Origin of the sequence: Acidovorax sp. YS12, from assembly GCA_021496925.1 — a bacterium.
Classification (GTDB): domain Bacteria; phylum Pseudomonadota; class Gammaproteobacteria; order Burkholderiales; family Burkholderiaceae_C; genus Paenacidovorax.
Window position 1 is genome coordinate 1,598,479 of record CP053915.1, and the last position, 19,324, is coordinate 1,617,802.

General features: G+C 69.6%; 20 protein-coding genes. 18 read left to right on the forward strand and 2 right to left on the reverse strand.

Annotated features, from left to right (window positions below):
- The first annotated feature begins 12 nt into the window (after window positions 1–12).
- From YS110_07255 to tolA, 5 genes are read left to right on the forward strand one after another with little or no spacing between them, the layout of a single operon-like run.
- Window positions 13–1,197 (forward strand): pyridoxal phosphate-dependent aminotransferase, encoded by a 1,185-nt coding sequence (locus tag YS110_07255; protein ID UJB64553.1) that lies wholly within the window; start codon window positions 13–15, stop codon window positions 1,195–1,197.
- Window positions 1,198–1,213: 16 nt separating this feature from the next.
- A complete protein-coding gene (ybgC, locus tag YS110_07260; GenBank protein ID UJB64554.1) occupies window positions 1,214–1,630 on the forward strand; it encodes a tol-pal system-associated acyl-CoA thioesterase in 417 nt (138 codons plus the stop codon).
- A complete protein-coding gene (gene tolQ / locus YS110_07265) occupies window positions 1,627–2,328 on the forward strand; it encodes a protein TolQ (protein UJB64555.1) in 702 nt (233 codons plus the stop codon). Before ybgC ends, tolQ begins: the two co-directional genes overlap by 4 nt.
- Window positions 2,329–2,341: 13 nt before the next feature.
- Window positions 2,342–2,770: a biopolymer transporter ExbD gene (locus YS110_07270; protein ID UJB64556.1), complete on the forward strand. Its 429-nt coding sequence runs from the start codon at window positions 2,342–2,344 to the stop codon at window positions 2,768–2,770.
- Between the two features lie 25 nt (window positions 2,771–2,795).
- Window positions 2,796–3,761 carry a cell envelope integrity protein TolA gene (gene tolA, locus YS110_07275; protein ID UJB64557.1) on the forward strand — a complete coding sequence of 322 codons (966 nt, stop codon included), beginning with the start codon at window positions 2,796–2,798 and terminating at the stop codon, window positions 3,759–3,761.
- A 105-nt stretch (window positions 3,762–3,866) separates the two neighbouring features.
- On the opposite strand, the gene YS110_07280 is transcribed toward tolA, so the two are convergent.
- A complete protein-coding gene (locus YS110_07280) occupies window positions 3,867–5,210 on the reverse strand; it encodes an MFS transporter (GenBank protein UJB64558.1) in 1,344 nt (447 codons plus the stop codon).
- Between the two features lie 258 nt (window positions 5,211–5,468).
- Between YS110_07280 and cyoA the strand changes: the two genes are divergently transcribed.
- The 7 genes from cyoA (at window position 5,469) to YS110_07315 (ending at window position 12,257) form a co-directional block, all read left to right on the forward strand.
- A complete protein-coding gene (cyoA, locus tag YS110_07285) occupies window positions 5,469–6,482 on the forward strand; it encodes a ubiquinol oxidase subunit II (protein ID UJB64559.1) in 1,014 nt (337 codons plus the stop codon).
- Window positions 6,475–8,484: a cytochrome o ubiquinol oxidase subunit I gene (cyoB, locus tag YS110_07290; GenBank protein UJB64560.1), complete on the forward strand. Its 2,010-nt coding sequence runs from the start codon at window positions 6,475–6,477 to the stop codon at window positions 8,482–8,484. The genes cyoA and cyoB overlap by 8 nt, the downstream gene beginning before the upstream one ends.
- On the forward strand, window positions 8,477–9,088 hold the full coding sequence (gene cyoC / locus YS110_07295) for a cytochrome o ubiquinol oxidase subunit III (GenBank protein UJB64561.1): 612 nt from the start codon (window positions 8,477–8,479) through the stop codon (window positions 9,086–9,088). The genes cyoB and cyoC overlap by 8 nt, the downstream gene beginning before the upstream one ends.
- On the forward strand, window positions 9,089–9,511 hold the full coding sequence (cyoD, locus tag YS110_07300; protein UJB64562.1) for a cytochrome o ubiquinol oxidase subunit IV: 423 nt from the start codon (window positions 9,089–9,091) through the stop codon (window positions 9,509–9,511).
- Window positions 9,511–10,308, forward strand: coding sequence for an SURF1 family protein (locus tag YS110_07305; GenBank protein ID UJB64563.1), 798 nt, complete (start codon window positions 9,511–9,513; stop codon window positions 10,306–10,308). The genes cyoD and YS110_07305 overlap by 1 nt, the downstream gene beginning before the upstream one ends.
- The gene (locus YS110_07310) at window positions 10,292–11,623 is read left to right on the forward strand and encodes a HAMP domain-containing histidine kinase (protein UJB64564.1); all 1,332 of its coding nucleotides are present in this window, start codon (window positions 10,292–10,294) and stop codon (window positions 11,621–11,623) included. The genes YS110_07305 and YS110_07310 overlap by 17 nt, the downstream gene beginning before the upstream one ends.
- Window positions 11,624–11,708: 85 nt before the next feature.
- Window positions 11,709–12,257 (forward strand): response regulator transcription factor, encoded by a 549-nt coding sequence (locus YS110_07315; protein UJB64565.1) that lies wholly within the window; start codon window positions 11,709–11,711, stop codon window positions 12,255–12,257.
- Here the strand turns inward: YS110_07315 and YS110_07320 are convergent.
- The gene (locus YS110_07320; GenBank protein UJB64566.1) at window positions 12,254–12,997 is read right to left on the reverse strand and encodes a sulfite exporter TauE/SafE family protein; all 744 of its coding nucleotides are present in this window, start codon (window positions 12,995–12,997) and stop codon (window positions 12,254–12,256) included. The two genes, YS110_07315 and YS110_07320, sit on opposite strands and share 4 nt — an antisense overlap.
- A 114-nt stretch (window positions 12,998–13,111) precedes the next feature.
- On the opposite strand from YS110_07320, the gene YS110_07325 reads away from it, so the two are divergent.
- The 6 genes from YS110_07325 to YS110_07350 all read left to right on the forward strand — a co-directional run bounded on the left by YS110_07325 (window position 13,112) and on the right by YS110_07350 (window position 19,201).
- Entirely contained in the window at window positions 13,112–13,999 is an 888-nt protein-coding gene (locus tag YS110_07325) for a LysR family transcriptional regulator (GenBank protein UJB64567.1), read from the forward strand.
- A gap of 173 nt (window positions 14,000–14,172) precedes the next feature.
- Window positions 14,173–14,727, forward strand: coding sequence for a sigma-70 family RNA polymerase sigma factor (locus tag YS110_07330; protein UJB64568.1), 555 nt, complete (start codon window positions 14,173–14,175; stop codon window positions 14,725–14,727).
- A gap of 62 nt (window positions 14,728–14,789) precedes the next feature.
- Entirely contained in the window at window positions 14,790–15,830 is a 1,041-nt protein-coding gene (locus YS110_07335) for a FecR domain-containing protein (protein UJB64569.1), read from the forward strand.
- Between the two features lie 84 nt (window positions 15,831–15,914).
- Window positions 15,915–16,166, forward strand: a complete 252-nt coding sequence (locus tag YS110_07340; GenBank protein UJB64570.1) for a type II toxin-antitoxin system Phd/YefM family antitoxin — start codon at window positions 15,915–15,917, stop codon at window positions 16,164–16,166.
- On the forward strand, window positions 16,156–16,602 hold the full coding sequence (locus tag YS110_07345; GenBank protein ID UJB64571.1) for a putative toxin-antitoxin system toxin component, PIN family: 447 nt from the start codon (window positions 16,156–16,158) through the stop codon (window positions 16,600–16,602). The genes YS110_07340 and YS110_07345 overlap by 11 nt, the downstream gene beginning before the upstream one ends.
- Before the next feature lie 202 nt (window positions 16,603–16,804).
- Entirely contained in the window at window positions 16,805–19,201 is a 2,397-nt protein-coding gene (locus YS110_07350) for a TonB-dependent siderophore receptor (protein ID UJB64572.1), read from the forward strand.
- The last annotated feature ends 123 nt before the right edge of the window (window positions 19,202–19,324 follow it).

A 19,324-nucleotide genomic window follows, 5' to 3' on the forward strand; every position in this document is an offset into this window, starting at 1 on the left:
GCCCCTTTGCCCATGAAGCTGTCCACGCGCGCCCAGCGCATCGAACCGTTCTACGTGATGGAAGTCGCCAAGGCTGCGCAGGCCCTGGCACGCGAAGTGGCCGGCGGCCACGACCCGATGATCTTCCTGAACATCGGCGAGCCCGACTTCACCGCCCCGCCCCTGGTCCAGGAGGCCGCCGACCGCGCCGTGCGCGCCGGCCTGTCGCAGTACACCCCGGCGCTGGGCCTCGACGCGTTGCGCGAGCGCATCAGCGGCTGGTACGCCGGGCGTTTCGGCATCGACGTGCCCGCGCGGCGCATCGTCGTCACCGCCGGCGCCTCGGCGGCGCTGCAGCTCGCCTGCCTGGCGCTGATCGACGCGGGCGACGAAATCCTGATGCCCGACCCGAGCTACCCCTGCAACCGCCACTTCGTCACGGCGGCGCAGGGCGAAGCGGTGCTCCTTCCCACCACGGCCGAGGAGCGCTTCCAACTGAGCGCCGCCAAGGTCGAGGCGGCCTGGGGCGCGCGCACGCGCGGCGTGCTGCTGGCCTCGCCGTCGAACCCCACGGGCACGTCGATCGCGCCCGCGGAGCTGCGCCGCATCCACGAGGCGGTGCAGGCGCGCGGCGGGCTGACCATCGTCGATGAGATCTACCTCGGCCTGTCGTACGACGCGGCCTACGGCCAGACGGCGCTGGCCATCGACGACAACGTCATCAGCATCAACAGCTTCAGCAAGTACTTCAACATGACGGGCTGGCGCCTGGGCTGGATGGTGGTGCCCGACGTGCTGGTGCCCGCCGTGGAGCGGCTGGCGCAGAACCTGTTCATCTGCGCCAGCACCATCGCGCAGCACGCCGCGCTGGCCTGCTTCGCGCCCGAGAGCATCGCCGAGTACGAGCGCCGGCGCCTGGAGTTCAAGGCGCGGCGCGACTACTTCATTCCCGCGCTGAACCAGCTCGGCCTGATGGTGCCCGTCATGCCCGATGGCGCCTTCTACGCCTGGGCCGATTGCACGCAGGCGGCCGAAAAACTCGGCGTGCAGGGGAGCTGGGACTTCGCCTTCGCGCTGATGCAGCGCGCCCACCTGGCCATCACGCCGGGGCGCGACTTCGGCGCGGCCGAGACGGCGCGCTACGTGCGCTTTTCCACCGCCAATTCGATGGCGCAGCTGCAGGAAAGCGTGGCGCGCCTGGCGCGGGTGCTGGGCTGAACCGGAGCGGTGCACCATGGCAGCATTTGAATTCCCCATCCGCGTGTACTGGGAGGACACCGATGCCGGCGGCATCGTGTTCTACGCCAACTACCTGCGCTTCTTCGAGCGCGCGCGCACCGAGTGGCTGCGCGCGCTGGGCCTGTCGCAGCATGCGCTGCGCGAGGAAACCGGCGGCATGTTCGTGGTGACGGCAGCGCAGTTGCAGTACCACCGCCCGGCACGGCTGGACGATGAACTCATCGTCACCGCCGCTGTCATAGAGCAGGGCCGCGCCTCGCTGACCATGGCGCAGCAGGCCCTGCGCAAACCAGGCTCCGCGCACGAAGCGCCCACGCTGCTGTGCGAGGGCCAGGTGCGCATCGGCTGGGTGGACAGCGCCACGCTGCGCCCCGCCAGGATTCCCAACGCCGTGCTGGAAAGATTTGCATGAATTCCCAAGACATGTCCATCGTCAACCTCGTGCTGCACGCCAGCTGGGTGGTGCAGTTCGTCATGCTGCTGCTGCTCGGCGTCTCGGTGGCGAGCTGGACGGCCATCTTCCGCAAGCTGTTCGCACTCAAGCGCGTGAAGTCGCTCAACGAGGAGTTCGAGCGCGAATTCTGGTCGGGCACCAGCCTGAACGAGCTGTTTGCCGCCGCGGCACAGAACGCCAAGCACGCCGGGCCGATGGAGCGCATCTTCGCCAGCGGCATGCGCGAATACCAAAAGCTGCGCGAGCGCCGCATCGCCGACCCCGGCACGCTGCTCGACGGTGCGCGCCGCGCCATGCGCGCCAGCTTCCAGCGCGAGATGGACGTGATCGAGTCCAGCCTGTCCTTCCTCGGCTCGGTGGCCTCGGTGTCGCCCTACGTGGGGCTGTTCGGCACCGTCTGGGGCATCATGCACGCCTTCACGGGCTTCGCCGGCATGGAGCAGGTCACGCTCGCCACCGTCGCGCCGGGCATTGCCGAGGCGCTGGTGGCCACCGCTATCGGCCTGTTCGCCGCCATTCCCGCCGTGGTGGCCTACAACCGCTTCGCGCGCGACATCGACCGCGTGGCCACGCACCAGGAGACCTTCATCGAGGAGTTCTCCAACATCCTGCAGCGCAACCTGGGCGCCCACCCCGGTTCGCCCTCGGGGCATTGAAGGGAGCGCCGTCATGCCCGCCATGGCCTCCCGCAGCGGCAGCCGCCGCCGTTCGATGAACGAAATCAACATGGTGCCCTTCATCGACGTGATGCTGGTGCTGCTCATCATCTTCATGGTCACGGCGCCGATGCTCACGCCCAGTTCCATCGACGTGCCCAGCGTCGGCAAGGGCAAGGCGCAGCCCAAGAGCTTCGCCACCGTGATCGTCGGCAAGGACGGCGACCTGCGCTTCAAGACCCGCGACGCCGAGCGCACGCTCAACCTGCGCGAGATCGGCGCCACGGCGCGCCAGTGGCAGGAAGGCCAGCCGGCCGAGTCCGCCGTCATCATCGCCGCCGACAAAAGCGTGCAGTACGAGGCCGTGGTCAAGGCCATGGACGCGCTGCAGCGCGCCGGCGTGCAGCGCGTGGGCCTGTCAGTCAAGCAAGGGAACCCCTGAGCGGCCAGGCCCCTCTACCCCGTCCATGCAGGCCTTCAACGACCGCGACCAGTTCGCCCCGCCCCGCCCGCCCGGGCGCCTGCGCGCCATCGCGCTGGCGGTGCTCGCCCACGGCATCCTGATCGGTGCGCTGACCTGGGGCGTGCAGTGGAAGACCAGCGCCGACCAGCCCGCCGTGGAGGCCGAACTCTGGGCCGCCATCCCGCAGCAGGCGGCGCCGCGCGAGGTGGCCCCGCCGCCACCGCCGCCCGTGGCGGCGCCCGAGCCCGCGCCAGTGGCCCCGCCGCCCCCGCCCGCCCCGCCGCCACGCCAGGCGCAGCCCGATACGCACGAGGCCGACATCGCCCTGGAGCGCCAGAAAAAGCGCCAGGAAGAAGAAAAGAAGCGCCAGCACGAGCAGGAGCTGGAACGCAAGGAGCACGAGCGCCGCGAACGCCTGGAGCAGGAGAAGAAGGAACGCCTGCAGAAGGAAAAGGCCGCGCACGAAAAAGCCGAACGCGAGAAGGCCCAGCGCGAGAAGCAACTGGCCGAGCAGAAGAAGCTGGAGCAGCAGAAAGCCGAGCAGGAAAAGCAGAAGAAGCTGGCCGAGGAAAAGCGCAAGGCCGAAGCCGAGGCCAAGCGCGCCGAGGAGTTCCGCAAGGAGCAGATGCGCCGCATCGCCGGCCTGGCGGGCGCCACCGGCGGCGAGACCGCCACGGGCACCGCGCAGCGCAGCGCCGGCCCCTCTGGCAGCTACGGCGGCAAGGTGGCGGCCAAGGTCAAGCCCAACATCATTTACCCCGACGCGGTGTCGGGCAACCCGCGCACCGAGGTGGAGGTGCGCGCCGCGCCGGACGGCACCATCGTCGGCACGCGCATCCTGCAGTCCAGCGGCAACAAGGCCTGGGACGACGCCGTGGTGCGCGCCCTGCAGAAGACCGAAACCCTGCCGCGCGACGTGGACGGGCGCGTGCCCTCGTCGCTGGTGATCGGCTTCCGCCCGAAGGACTGAGCTACCAAAAAGAGAGCTGCCAGCGCTTGCTGCGCAAGGATTTCAAATGCTTCCATGCATCAAACCCTTGCACAGCAAGCGCTGGCAGCTCCTGTTTTCAGAGCATCACACGCGCTGCTCGATCAGCCGGTTGATGCGCAGCGCCCCCAGCGTGCACACCACGCCCGACAGCAGGTACAGCGACACGGCCCCCAGGCCGAAGCGCGCCGACAGCCCCAGCGCCACCAGCGGCGCGAAGGCCGCGCCCAGCAGCCAGGCCAGGTCGGCCGACAGCGCGGCGCCGGTGTAGCGGTGGCGCGCGGCGAAGTTGGCCGTGACCGTGCCCGAGGCCTGGCCATACGACAGCCCCAGCAGCACGAAGCCCAGCAGCAGGAACAGGTTGTGGCCCGCCGCCGTGCCGGCGCCCAGCATCCACGGCACAGCCAGGCTGAACAGGCCGATGAGCACGGCCATGGCGCCCAGCAGCGTGCGCCGCCCCACCCGGTCGGCCAGCCGGCCCGAGGCCACCATGGCCCCGGCCGCCAGCAGCGCGCCGACGATCTGCACGCCCAGCACCTGCGGCACCGGCTGGTCGGCATAGAGCACGATCCACGACAGCGGGAACACCGTGACCAGGTGGAACAGCGCAAAGCTGGCCAGTGCCGCGAACGCGCCCAGCAGCACGTTGCCGCCCGCGTCGGCCAGCACGCGCGTGACCGGCACGGGGTGCAGCTCGCGCTCTTGCAGCAGGTCGGCATACGACTGCCCCACCACCAGGCGCAGACGCGCGAACAGCGCCACCACGTTGATGGCGAAGGCCACGCAGAACGGGTAGCGCCAGCCCCAGTCGAGGAACTCGTCCGGCGTCAGGCTGGCGTACAGGTAGGCGAACAGGCTGGCCGCCAGGGCAAAGCCCAGCGGCGCGCCCAGCTGGCCCAGCATGGCGTACCAGCCGCGGCGCTGGCGCGGCGCGGCCAGCGCCAGCAGCGAGGGCAGCCCGTCCCAACTGCCGCCCAGCGCCAGGCCCTGGCCCAGGCGCAGCAGCACCAGCGCCGTGATGGCCGAGGCGCCGGCCTGCGCGTAGCTGGGCAGGAAGGCCATGCCCACGGTGCACGCGCCCAGCAGCACCAGCGCCAGCGTGAGCTTGGTGCCGCGCCCCCAGCGCCGCTGCACCGCCATCGACAGCGCGGTGCCGAACGGCCGCACCACGAAGGCCAGGGCGAAGATGCCGAACGCGGCCAGCGTGCCCTCAAGGCGCGGCAGGAACGGGAACAGCAGGCTGGGAAAGACCAGCACGCTGGCGATGCCGAAGACGAAGAAGTCGAAGTACTCCGACGACCGGCCGATGACCACGCCCACGGCGATGTCGCCCGGGGCCACGTCTTCGTCGGTATGCGCCTGCGCCAGGGCTGCGCCGCCCCAGGCGGGCGCATGCAGTGCATGCACTGTCGTTTGGCCATGGTTGCTCATATGCACGCTCCTTGGTGGACTGGAACAGTGCCGTTCTACACCTGGCGCCACCGCGCCACAAGCGTGGCGAAACCCCGCTTGTCAAGCGCTGCGGCAGGCCTTATTGCGCCCGGCCAAAGTCATCGCACGGCGCCGCCACACAAGGACGATTCATTGACATTGGACAAAATGTCCCATACGCGATTGGGATAGCCGCGCTACATTTCGCAGCCTCCGTACCCGCGTTGGCGCGCCAACGCCCACTTAGGCGTCCCTCCCATGAGAAAACCCAAGGAACCCCGCAGGCTGGCCTGGCCTGCTGCGGCCCTGGCCGCGGCCACGGCCCTGGCCGGCTGCAGCAAGGCCGTCGTGCTCAACCCGGCCGGCGACGTTGCCGCGCAGCAGGGCCAACTGGTCGTCACGGCCACGCTGCTGATGCTGGTCATCATCGTGCCGGTCATCGCCCTGACCCTGTTCTTCGCCTGGAAGTACCGCCAGGGCAACGCCGAGGCCGAGTACGACCCCGAATGGCACCACTCCACCAAGCTGGAGCTGGTGATCTGGTCGGTGCCGCTGGTCATCATCATCATCCTGGGCGCGCTGACCTGGGTGACCACGCACAAGCTCGACCCGTACCGCCCGCTGGACCGCATCGATGCCAGCCGCCCCGTCCCGGCCGGTGTGGAGCCGCTGGAAGTGCAGGTGGTGGCGATGGACTGGAAGTGGCTTTTCGTCTACCCCGAGCAGGGCATTGCCCTGGTGAACGAGCTGGCCGCGCCGGTGGACCGCCCGATCCACTTCAAGCTCACCGCCACCTCGACCATGAACGCCTTCTACGTGCCCGACCTGGCCGGCATGGTCTACGCCATGCCCGGCATGCAGACCGAGCTGCACGGCGTGATCAACCAGGCGGGCGTGTTCCCCGGCCTGGCCTCGCACAACAGCGGCGCGGGCTTCTCGGGCATGACGTTCAAGTTCCACGGCCTGTCGGACGCCGGCTTTGCCCAGTGGGTGCAAAAGGCCCAGGCCGAGGGCAAAGCGCTGGACAAGGCGACCTACCTGCAACTGGCCAAACCCAGCGAGCGCGACCCGGTGCAGCGCTTCGCGCGCGTGGACGCCGACCTGTACGACCGCGTGCTCAACCGCTGCGTGGAAGAAGGCCAGGTGTGCATGCACGAGATGATGGCCATGAACGAGCGCGCCCGCGCCGCGCTGCCACCCGACCAGTGCACTCCGGCCAATGCGCCGCAAACCATCGCCGCCCTGGAGCGCCAGGAGAACCCGCATGACTGAACACACACCCGCCGCCGCGCCCCACTGGCTGCTCGGCCGCATCACCTGGGATTCGATCCCGATGGCGCATGAGCCCATCGTGCTCTACACCTTCCTCGCCACCATGCTGGGCGGCCTGGCCGTGGTCGCTGCCCTGGCCAGGTTCCGCCTCTGGGGCCCGCTGTGGAAGGACTGGATCTGCTCGATCGACCACAAGAAGATCGGCATCATGTACATGGTGCTGGGCCTGGTCATGTTCCTGCGCGGCTTCGCCGACGCGGTGATGATGCGCCTGCAGCAGTCCATGGCCTTCGGCGAGAGCATGGGCTACCTGCCGCCGCACCACTACGACCAGATCTTCACCGCCCACGGCGTGATCATGATCTTCTTCGTGGCCATGCCGTTCGTCACGGGGCTGATGAACTACCTCGTGCCGCTGCAGATCGGCGCGCGCGACGTGTCGTTCCCGTTCCTGAACAACTTCAGCTTCTGGATGACCGCCGGCGGTGCCGTGCTGGTGATGCTGTCGCTGTTCCTGGGCGAGTTCTCCACGGCCGGCTGGCTGGCGCTGTCCAACCTGGGCGCGCAGAACCCGGGCGTGGGGCTGGACTACTACATCTGGGGCCTGCAGGTCGCGGGGGTGGGCACCACGCTCTCTGGCATCAACCTGATCGTCACCATCGTCAAGATGCGCGCGCCGGGCATGAGCCTGATGAAGATGCCCGTGTTCACCTGGACCGCGCTGTGCACCAACGCGCTGATCGTGGCCTCGTTCCCGGTGCTGACGGCGGCCCTGGTGCTGATGTCGCTCGACCGCTACGTCGGCACCAACTTCTTCACCAACGACCTGGGCGGCAACGCCATGCTGTACGTGAACCTGATCTGGATCTGGGGCCACCCCGAGGTCTACATCCTGGTGCTGCCCTGCTTCGGCATCTTCTCCGAGGTGGTGGCCACGTTCAGCCGCAAGCGCCTGTTCGGCTACACGTCGATGGTCTATGCCACGGTGTGCATCACGGTGCTGTCGTACCTGGTGTGGCTGCACCACTTCTTCACCATGGGCTCGGGCGCCACGGTGAACACCTTCTTCGGCATCACCACGATGATCATCTCGATCCCGACGGGCGCCAAGATCTTCAACTGGCTGTTCACCATGTACAAGGGCCGCATCCGCTTCACCGTGCCCATGCTGTGGACGGTGGGCTTCATGTGCACCTTCGCCATCGGCGGCATGACCGGCGTGCTGCTGGCCGTGCCCCCGGCCGACTTCGTGCTGCACAACTCGCTGTTCCTGATCGCGCACTTCCACAACGTCATCATCGGCGGCGTGGTGTTCGCGGTGTTCGCCGGCATCAACTACTGGTACCCCAAGGCCTTCGGCTACCGGCTTGACGAGTTCTGGGGCAAGTGCTCGTTCTGGTTCTGGCTGGTGGGCTTCTGGGTGGCGTTCACGCCGCTGTACATCCTGGGCCTGATGGGCGTGACGCGCCGCGTCAGCCACTTCGAGGACGCATCGCTGCAGGTCTGGTTCGTCATCGCCGCCTTCGGCGCCGCGCTGATCGCGCTTGGCATCGCCAGCTTCTTCATCCAGCTGTTCGTGAGCTACCGCAGGCGCGACGCGCTGCGCGACGTGACCGGCGACCCCTGGGACGGCCGCACGCTGGAGTGGGCCACCTCCTCGCCCCCGCCGCAGTACAACTTCGCTTTCACCCCGGTGGCGCACGAGATCGACGCCTGGTGGGACATGAAGAAGCACGGCTACCAGCGCCCGCTGGCGGGCTTCCAGCCCATCCACATGCCCGCCAACACGGGCGCGGGCATCGTGATCGCAGGCCTGTCCACGGTGTTCGGCTTCGCCATGATCTGGCACATGTGGCCGCTGGCGGCGGCCTCGTTCGCGGCCACCGTGCTGGCGTCGATCATCCACACCTTCAACTACCAGCGTGACTACCACATCCCGGCCGCCGAAGTGGCGGCCACGGAAGCCGCACGCACCCAGCAACTGGCAGCCGCCCATGTCTGATACACACGCCCTGACCCCGCGCGCATACCACCTCGCGCACGAGCCCCACCCCGAGAACGGCACGGCCCTGGGCTTCTGGCTCTACCTGATGAGCGACTGCCTCATCTTCGCCGCGCTGTTCGCCACCTACGGCGTGCTGGGCCGCAGCTACGCCGGCGGCCCCACGGGCGCCGAACTGTTCGACCTGCCGCTGGTGGCGCTGAACACGGCCTTCCTGCTGCTGTCGTCCATCACCTTCGGCTTCGCCATGCTGCAAAAGCAGCAGAACAAGGTGGGCGGCACGCTGGCCTGGCTGGCCATCACCGGGCTGTTCGGCCTGTGCTTCCTGGGGCTGGAGCTGTACGAGTTCCACCACCTGATCCACCAGGGCGCGGGGCCGCAGCGCAGCGCCTTCCTGTCGGCCTTCTTCACCCTCGTGGCCACGCACGGGCTGCACGTCACCTTCGGCCTGGTCTGGCTGGTGGTGCTGATGGTGCAGATCGCCAGGCACGGCCTGATCCACGAGAACCAGCGGCGCCTGATGTGCCTGTCCATGTTCTGGCACTTCCTGGACGTGGTCTGGATCGGCGTCTTCACCTTTGTCTACCTGATGGGAGTGCTGTAAATGAGCGCCTCGCACACACCCACCCATGCGCATGACGCGCACCACCACGGCGGCCATCACCACGACGCCGGCCCGCACAGCACGCTGTCGGGCTACATGGTCGGCTTCGTGCTGTCGGTCATCCTCACCGCCATTCCGTTCTGGCTGGTGATGGGCAAGGTGATCGCCGACAAGGGCACCCTGGCCCTGGTGCTGGGCGCCTTCGCCGTGGCCCAGATCCTGGTGCACATGGTCTGCTTCCTGCACATGAACGGCAAGGTCGAGGGCGGCTGGACGCTGCTGTCCACGCTGTTCACCGTGGTCTTCGTGGCCGTGGGCATCGCCGGCACGCTGTGGGTCATGTTCCACATGAATGCCAACATGATGCCCACCCACGCCCCTGGCCACGCCCACACGCCGGCCGTGGAGCAGCGCGCGCCCTGATGCCGCGCCCGCACCCGCCCTGGCTCCTGGCGCTGCTCGCGGCGCTGGGCCTGGCCCTGCTGCTGGGCTTTCTCGGCCTGGGCACCTGGCAGGTGCAGCGCCGCGCCTGGAAGCTCGACCTGATCGCGCGCGTGGCACAGCGCCTGCACGCGGCACCCTCTGCCCTGCCCCCCGCGGCGCAGTGGCCCGCCCTGGCGGTGGCGGACTACGAATACCGCCCCGTGCAGGCCGAGGGCCGCTGGCTGCCGGCCCACACGGTGCTCACCCAGGCCACGACGGCGCTGGGGGCCGGCTTCTGGGTGCTGACGCCGCTGCAGCTGGACAGCGGCGGCACGCTGCTGGTGAACCGCGGCTTCATTCCCCAGGCCCAGCGCGCGCACTGGCAGCCCGACCCGACGCCAGCCGGCATGCCCGTGCGCATGCGGGGCCTGCTGCGCGCCAGCGAGCCCGGCGGCGGCTTCCTGCGCCGCAACGACCCGGCGCAGCAGCGCTGGCACTCGCGCGACGTGGCGGCCATCGCCCAGGCGCAGGGCCTGGCCCAGACAGCACCCTTCTTTCTCGACGCGGGCATCCCGGATGCCAGCCCCCCCGCGCCGGCCGAAGGCGCGCTGCCTGCGGGCCCCTGGCCCTACCCGGGGCTGACCGTGGTGCGCTTCTCCAACAGCCACCTGGCCTACGCCTTCACCTGGTATGGGCTTGCACTGCTGACGGTGGTGGCGGGCGTGCTTGTGGCACGCTACGAGCTTCGGCTGCGCGCGGCCGCAAGCCTCCCTCCCCCCGATGCTGCCCAGCCCTGACCCTTCCTCTCCCACCCACCCCCTGCGTTCGGCCAACGCGCAGGCGGGCCTGACGAACCTCTACCAACTGATCCAATGGCGCTGGCTGGCGCTGGCCGGGCAGGTGTTCGCCATCGCCGTGGCGCACTACGGCCTGGGCCTGCCGCTGCCGCTGGAGGAAATGCTCACCGTGGCGGCCTGCCTCGGCGCCTACAACGCCGTGAGCCTGCTGCGCTGGCGCACCGGGCGCGGCGTGCGCAACGTCGAGCTGTTCCTGGCCCTGCTGGTGGACGTGGCGGTGCTCACCGCGCAGCTCTACCTCAGCGGCGGCACCAGCAACCCGTTCGTCTTCCTGTACCTGCCGCAGATCGCCGTGGGCGCCATGCTGCTGCGCGGCAGCTACACCTGGTCCATCGTCGCCATCGCGGCGGCCTGCGTGGCCCTGCTGGCGCGCCACAACCTGCCGCTGCCCCTGGCGCTGGACATGCACCAGGGGCTGGCCAGCCCCTACGTGCTGGGCCTGCTGGTGTGCTTCGTGCTCAACGCCGTGCTGCTGGTGGTATTCATCACGCGCATCAGCGGCAACCTGCGCCAGCGCGACGCGCGCCTGGCCGCCGCGCGCCAGCGCGCCGCCGAGGCCGGGCACATCGTGCGCATGGGCCTGCTGGCCTCGGGCGCGGCGCACGAGCTGGGCACGCCGCTGGCCACCATGGCGGTGATCCTGGGCGACTGGCGCCGCGACCCCGCCATCGCCGGCCAGCCCATCCTGCGCGACGACGTGGCCGAGATGCAGGCCCAGGTGCAGCGCTGCAAGCGCATCGTCAGCGGCATCCTGCTGTCCGCCGGCGAGGCACGCGGCGAATCCTCGAACCAGACCACCGTCTGCCGCTTCCTCGATGCGCTGGCCCGGGACTGGCGCGCCACGCGCTCGGTGGCGTGCTTCGCCTACGACAACCAGGTGCGCGCCGACCGCCCCATGGTGGCCGATGCCACCCTCGAGCAAATGGTTTTCAATGTGCTGGACAATGCGCGCGACGCATCGCCGCACTGGGTCGGCATGGCCGCCTGGCAGGACGCGCAAGCCCTGCACATCCGCGTGCGCGACCGGGGGCCGGGCTTCGCACCCGCTATCCTGGCGCAGTTGGGCCAGCCCTACCAGTCCACCAAGGGCCGCCCCGGCGGTGGCCTGGGCCTGTTCCTGGCGATGAACGTGGCCCGCACCCTGGGCGGCAGCGTACAGGCGCGCAACCACCCCGAGGGCGGCGCGCAGGTCACCATCACGCTGCCGCTGGCCGCGGTTGCACTGGCTGATACGGGTTTGCCTTCAACCGTATAACTAGGCGGGAAGCCTACGATCAGTGCTGTAGCACGGCAAGGCGAACCAACGACGTTAGACGGTTGAAGGCAAATCCGTATGAAACATGACAAGCATCCCCCCTGACAATGACCGCTGGCTGCTGATCGTGGAGGACGACGAAGCCTTCGCGCGCACGCTCGCGCGCTCGTTCGAGCGGCGCGGCTACCGCGTGCTGCACGCCGACAGCCTCGCGCGCGCCGAAGAACTGCTGGCGCAGCACACGCCCGGCTACGCCGTGGTCGACCTCAAGCTCAAGGGCGAGGCCACGGGCCTGGCCTGCGTGCGCGCGCTGCATGCGCACAGCGCAGCGATGCTCATCGTCGTGCTCACGGGCTACGCCAGCATCGCCACCGCCGTGGAGGCGGTGAAACTCGGTGCCTGCCACTACCTGGCCAAGCCGTCGAACACCGACGACATCGAGTCCGCCTTCGGCCTCGCCGAAGGCAATGCCGACGTGGAGCTGACCAACCGCGCCAGCTCCATCAAGACACTGGAGTGGGAGCGCATCCACGAGGTGCTGGCCGAAACGGGCTTCAACATCTCCGAGGCCGCGCGCCGCCTGGGCATGCACCGGCGCACGCTCACGCGCAAGCTGGACAAGCGCAGGGTTTAGGCAACGACCATGTGGCTGCCCAACAGCAGCAGCCCCGCCATCAGGCAGCGCCGGAACCACAGCGGCGACAGCCGCTGGCGCAGCCGACCGCCCAGCGCCATGCCCAGCAGCGCGGGGGCCAGCATCAGCAATGACCAACCCAGCGCGCCGCCCGAAAAGCTCGCGTTGCCCGCCAGCCCCACGGCCAGCGCCAGGGTGGAGACGGTAAAGCTCAGCCCCATCGCCTGCACGAACGCATCGCGCTGCAGCCCCAGCGCCTGCAGATAGGGCACCGCCGGCACCACGAACACGCCGGTGGCCGCCGTCACCAGCCCCGTGGCCGCGCCCACCAGCGGCCCCAGCCAGCGCTGCACGCGCGGCGGCGCCTGCAGCACCGCCCCGGCCAGCGACCACAGCGCATAGGCGATCAGCGCCGCGCCCAGCGCCACGCGCGCCCAGGCCCCGGCGGGCGCGCCCAGCAGCCAGGCGCCCAGCCACATGCCCGCGCACACGCCCAGCAGCAGGCCCGCGAGCCGCCGCGCCAACGGCGCCAACGTGCCCCAGGGCCGCGTCTGCCACACGTTGGTGACCAGCGACGGCACGACCAGCAGCGCCGCCGCCTCGGCCGGCGGCAGGCGCAGCGCCAGCAGGCCCATGGCCACCGTGGGCAGGCCCAGCCCCACCACGCCCTTGACCAGCCCAGCCAGCACGAAGATGGCCAGGGCCACGGGCAGCCAGGAAGGCAGCGATGCAAGCGTCATGCGGGAATCCTTTCCATGAAGATGCGGCCGATTGTTCCGGCCGGACGCACGCATGCCAATGCGGCATTGGCGCACCCGGCCTTCGCCCCGGCCGAAGGCTGCTAAGGTGGCGCGATGCACTTCGACCTGACCGACCTGCGCCTGTTCGTGCACGTGCACGAGGCCGGCTCCATCACCAGCGGCGCGCAGCGCAGCCACCTCGCGCTGGCCTCGGCCAGCGAGCGCATCCGCGCCATGGAGGCCGGCCTGGGCGCGCCGCTGCTGGTGCGCGGCCCGCGCGGCGTGCAGCCCACGGCGGCGGGCCACACGCTGCTGCACCACGCGCGCCAGATGCTGCGGCAGATGGAGCACCTGCGCGGCGACATGGCCGGCCACGGCGCGGGCCTCGCGGGCCACGTGCGCCTGCTGTGCAACACCTCGGCGCTGGGCGAGCACCTGCCGCCGCTGCTGCCCGCCTTCCTGGCCACGCACCCGCGCGTGTCGGTGGAGCTGCAGGAGCGCGGCAGCCAGGACATCGCCGACGCCGTGCGCAGCGGGCTGGCCGAGTTGGGCGTGGCGTCCGACGCAGTGGACCTGCAAGGCCTGTCCACCCTGCCCTTCCGCCCCGACCCGCTGGTGCTGGCCGTGCCCGCCGCGCACGCGCTGGCCAGCGCGCGCGCTGTGCACCTGGAGCAAGTGCTCCATGAAGACTTCATCGGCCTCCCGCACGACAGCGCGCTGCAGGCCATGGTGAGCACCCAGGCGCGCCGCCTGGGCCGGCGCCTGGACTACCGCGCCCGGCTGGGCCACCTGGAAGCCGTGTGCCGCCTCGTCGGCCTGGGCGCGGGCGTGGCCGTGGTGCCGCAGGCGGCGGCGCGGCGGCACGCGCGGGCGCTGCGCATCCGCCCCGTGCCGCTGGCCGACGGCTGGGCCCGGCGCTCGCTGGTGCTGTGCATGCAGGACCTGGCGGCGCTGCCCCCGTTCACGCGGCGGCTGGCGGAGCACCTGCGCCCGGGTTCATAGCTTTTTTGGCCTCCAGACCTTACCAGGCAAGCGCTGGCAGCTATCGTTTTCAAAGCACCATTCCGAGGGGTCCACGCCTTCGCCGATAATGCGATTAATTCCCATCTGAGCACACGCACTCGCCACCGCCACGCCGCGCTGCCATTTGCCGAGGGAAGCCCCCCTCCCTTGCCGTGTTCGAGCGCTACTACCGAGAACTGCTGAATTTCCTTTCCCGCGCCGTGCGCGACCGCGACACCGCGGCCGATCTGGCGCAGGAGAGCTACGTCCGCGTGCTCGCGGCGCAGCAAGCCGGCCAGCCCGTGCAGGATCCGCGCGCGCTGCTGTACCGCACGGCACGCAACCTCGTGATCGACCAGCACCGCCGCGCCAGCGTGCGCGCCGGAACCGACGCAACCGCCCCGCCCGGCGGCGAAGTGTGCGAGCCCGACCACCTGCACGGCCCGCGCGCCCTGGAGCCCGACACCATCCTCGCCTCGCGCGAGGGCCTGGCGGCCGTCATCGCCACCATCGACCAGTTGCCGCCGCGCTGCCGCGAGGCCTTCATCCTCTACAAGTTCGACGGCCTGTCCTACGCCGAGATCGCTGCCCGCATGGGCATCTCCACCCGCACCGTGGAAATGCAGCTCCAGATCGCCATGGCCGCCTGCTGGTGCTGCCAGGACGCACTCGACGGCACGCAGCCGCCCGCGCCGGCCCGGGGCCGGAGAAAGCGCCCCGCCGCATGAAACGCGCTACCGTACCGGGGGCTGCCCGTGCGTCAGCACAAGAACCGCAGAATCCTTTTCCCATGACCCCTTCGCTCCCGCCACCCGAAGACCCCCCTGGCCTGCGCCAGGACGTGCTCGGCTGGTTCATCCGCCGCCAGCGCGACGGCTGGAGCGCGCGGGACGAATCCGCCTTCCAGGCCTGGCTGGCCGCCGACGCGCGCCACGCCCCGGCCTACGCCCAGTGGGAAGCGCACTGGAGCGCCATGGACGGCATCCCCGCCGACGCGGTGGCCCAGTTGCGCCGCAACCTGCAACGGGACAAGGCGCCCAGCCTGCCCCGCCGCCGCTTCCTGGCACCCGCGTTCGGCATGGCGGCAGCGGCGGCCGTCGCCTGCGGCACCGGGCTGCTGGCCTGGAACCACTGGCAGGCGCAGCCCGTGTTCACGCAAGCCTTCAGCACGCCGCGCGGCCAGCAGATCGAGGTAGCGCTGCCCGACGGCAGCCGCCTGCGGCTGGACACGGCCACCCGGATCGAAGTGGCCTACTACCGCCAGCGCCGCGAGGTCAAGCTGCTGGACGGCCAGGCCGTCTTCCGCGTGCAGGCCGATGCGGCCAGGCCCTTCCACGTGCTGGCCGGCCCCGTGGGCGTCACCGTGGTCGGCACGCGGTTCTCGGTGCGCTACACCCCCGGCCTGCCGGGCAACGCAGGCGTGCGGATCGCCGTGGAAGAAGGCAGGGTCCGCGTGGTGCGGCGCAACGCGGAGCCGGGCGATGCGCTGCACAGCCTCCCCGATGCCGCCTATCTGACCGCTGGCGAGCAGGTGGCGGCCAGCGCCGCAGGCCCCTTGGCGCCCGTGGCGGCCGTGCCCGCCGAGGGCATCGCCCCCTGGCGCGACAGCCGCATCAGCTTCGTCGATACCCCGCTGGCGCAGGCCCTGGCCGAACTGGAGCGCTACGGCGATACCGGCCTGACGGTGCGCGACCCCGCCGTGGCGGCGCTGCGCCTGTCCGGCACCTTCGACCCGCGCGACGCCCGCACGCTGCGGCGCATACTGCCCAGCGCGCTGCCCGTGCGGCTGCGGGAAGCGGGCGGCACCACCGAGGTGGTGCCAGCCCGCTGAGCACGGGGCACAAGCCATGCACGCCCGCCCATCACACGAATCGAACGATTTGACTAAAATGGACGAAAATACCGGAGCCACACCATGCAAACCATGACGGCCAACCAGGCCAAGACCCAGTTCGGCGCCTTCATCGACATGGCGCAGAAAGAGCCCGTGCGCGTGCTGCGCCACGACCGGGTGGTAGGCGTGATGGTGTCGCCAGCCGACTACGAAGCCATGCGCGCCTTCTACGCCGACCGGCTCGCGCACACGCTGGAGCGCACCGCCGCCCAGGCCCAGGCCGCCGGCCTGACGCCCGAGGCACTCGAAGCCCTGCTGCGCGATGACAGTTGAGCTGCGGGCGGTCATCGACACCAACGTGCTGATCAGCGCGGCGCTGTCCAGCCGCACTCCGCCCGCACGGGTCGTGCAGCACATGCTGGCACGCGGGCGGCTGCTGTTTTCCGACGCCACGTTCGCCGAATTGCAAACGCGGCTGTGGAAGCCGAAGCTCGACCGCTATCTGCGCATCGAAGACCGCAAGCAACTGCTGCACGACTTCGGCGCCGCAGGCACGTGGGTGGACGTACCACCCGCGATCCAGGCCCGCCGTTTCAGCCGCGATGCGGACGACGACGCCTTCGTCCACGTGGCCCTGGCAGGCCAGGCGCACTGGCTGGTCAGCGGCGACCAGGATCTGCTGACACTGGGCGCCGTGGAGTCCATCGCCATCCTCACGCCGGCCCAGGCGTGGGCACGTCTGGAAGGCGAACCAGACGCCGGGAACTGACCGCGGCCCAAAAGCTCCTCATTTGATAGCTACCAGCGCGCTCCCAGCAAGCGCTGGAGGCCAATTCGGCTTGTAATCCATCGGCACGCCCGCCCCCATCGCGGCGGCATCGGCAAAAAATCCGCTGCGGCTACCGTATTTCCAGCACCCCGTGCGTCTACCCAAGCAGGAAGCATTCGTATTCACTACTTGGAGCACATTCATGCGTCGCCACACCCTCCGGCCGGCCCCCCTCGCCCTGGCCATCGCCCTTGCATCCGGGGCTGCCGCCGTTCACGCGCAGGGCGCCGGGGCGCCGGTCCAGATCGCCATCAAGGCCCGGCCGCTCGCGCAGGCGCTCAACGACTGGGCGCGGCAGACGCGGACCCAGCTCATCGTCCAGCAGGGATTGGTCAGCGGCAAGAGCGCCCCGGCCGTATCGGGCACGCTGACGCCAGCCCAGGCGCTGGAGCGCCTGCTGGCCGGCAGCGGGCTGGTCGCGGTGCCGGAGGGCAGCGCCATCGTCATCAAGGCGGCGCCCACGGGCCCGACGGGATCGCTGGAGACGGTGACCGTGACGGCGCAAACCGAGCGGGACGGCACCACCGAGGGATCGGGTTCGTACAGGGCCACGTCCACCAGCACCGCCGCCAAGCTCACCCTTTCGCCGCGCGAGACGCCGCAGACCCTCAGCGTGGTGACGCGGCAGCAGATGGAGGATTTCGCCATGACGACGGTGGATCAGGCGCTGCACACGACAAGCGGCGTCGTCGTCAACGACCAGGCTTCCTCCCAATACTTCTACAGCCGTGGCTTTGAAATGCAACTGCAGTACGACGGCGTGGCCAACCCGTCGGGGATTTCAAATGTCTACAGCCCTTCGATCGACAGCGCCTTCATCGACCGGGTCGAAGTCCTGCAAGGCGCCGCGGGGCTGCTGACGGGGGCCGGCAGCCCCGGCGGCACGATCAACCTGATCCGCAAGCGCCCGACCGAGACGTTCCAGGCGCAGGCGGAAGTGCAGCTTGGCGCATGGAACCAGAAACGCATCGTCGGCGACATCGCGGGGCCGCTGGTCGCGTCGGGAAGGATTAGGGGGCGCCTGGTGGCCGTCATCGAGGACAAGGATTCCTTCATCGACTACACCTATCTGAAGCGGCAAGGCGTGTATGGCGCGATCGACGCCGATGTGTCACCCACCACCAGACTGAGCGCCAGCTTCCAGTACCAGCGCGACAAGAGCCGCGGCGACATCGGCATTCCGATGGCCGCCGACGGCAGCGACCTCGGCCTGCGGCGCAGCGCATTCTTTGGCGATCCCCGGGGTTCCATCCTCTACACCTACGCCCTGTACTCCGCGGCGCTTGAGCAGCAGCTTTCGGCATCGTGGAAGGCGAAATTCGCCGTTCAGCACGCCGTCAACAACCAGTACCTGGAGAAATACGGCTTTCTCGCAGGCGCCGTGGACCAGGCCACCGGCGAGGGCCTGAGCTTCTATGGGGGTTCCGACTACAAGAACCCGTCGCACTACGATGCCTTCGATCTTTCCGTCACCGGCCCGGTGACGCTGTTCGGGAGAACGCATGAACTGGCCTTCGGGGCCAGCCATTCCGATTGGAAATCACCCCAGGACGGGTCGATGTATTCCTTCGATGGCCATGCGCTCAATGCCTACACCTTCGATCCGGCGTCCCTGCCGGAATTCACCCCCGCAGGCACCTACGCCAATGCGCAGAACACCCGCCAGACGGGCGCCTACGCCGTCGGCCGGTTCGCGCTGACCGACGCGCTCAAGGCCATCGCCGGGCTGCGCGCCAGTTGGTACCAGGCGGGAAGCGCCTATTCCAACTCCCTCGGCACCCGCGTCGGCTCGGAGCAGTCGGAGGCGGGCGTCCTCTCGCCTTACGCGGGCCTCACCTACGACGTGAACCGCACGTTCACGGCCTACGCGAGTTATTCCGACATCTTCACGCCGTCGACCTACAAGGGCACGCATGGCTACCTGAAGCCGGTCGTGGGCAGGAATTACGAAGCCGGCATCAAGGGGGAATTGCTGGAAAAGCGGTTGAATGTGGCCGCCGCACTCTTCCACCTGGAACAGGTCAACCTCGCCCGACAGGACAACGCCATCCCCTACGACGCCACCAACGTCTGCGGCGGCTACTGCTACACGGCGGCGGACAAGGTGGTCAGCCAGGGCGTGGACTTGAGCGCCTACGGCGAAATCCACCCCGGCTGGAACGTCGCGGCCAGCTACACCTATGTGGACAGCAAGTACGCCTCCGGCGCCGATGACGGCCAGCGGTTCAAGACCGACCTGCCCCGGCACAGCCTGCGCGTGGCGGTCAACCACCGGCTGGCTGGCACCGGGTGGACGCTGGGCGCCAGCCTGCGCGCCCAAAGCACGATCTACGCCACCGACGCCACCTGGACGCTTCGCCAGGGCGGCTATGCCCTGGCGGGGCTGACGGCGAAATACGCCATCGCCCCCAGGACGGACGTGCTGCTGGCAGCCGAGAATCTTTTCGACCGGCGCTACTACGCCTCGGTCTACTCGCCGAACTACATGCGCTACGGCACGCCGCGCGCGGTCACGGCCACGCTGAGGCACCGTTTCTAACTCTGGAGACGGCTTCATCAGCCCATTCCGCCCCCAGCGCTTGCCAGGCAAGCGCTGGCAGCTATGCTTTTGGAAGCAGGAATTACCCGCGCGGCCCGCCCCGCCATGGCGCATCGGAGAAAA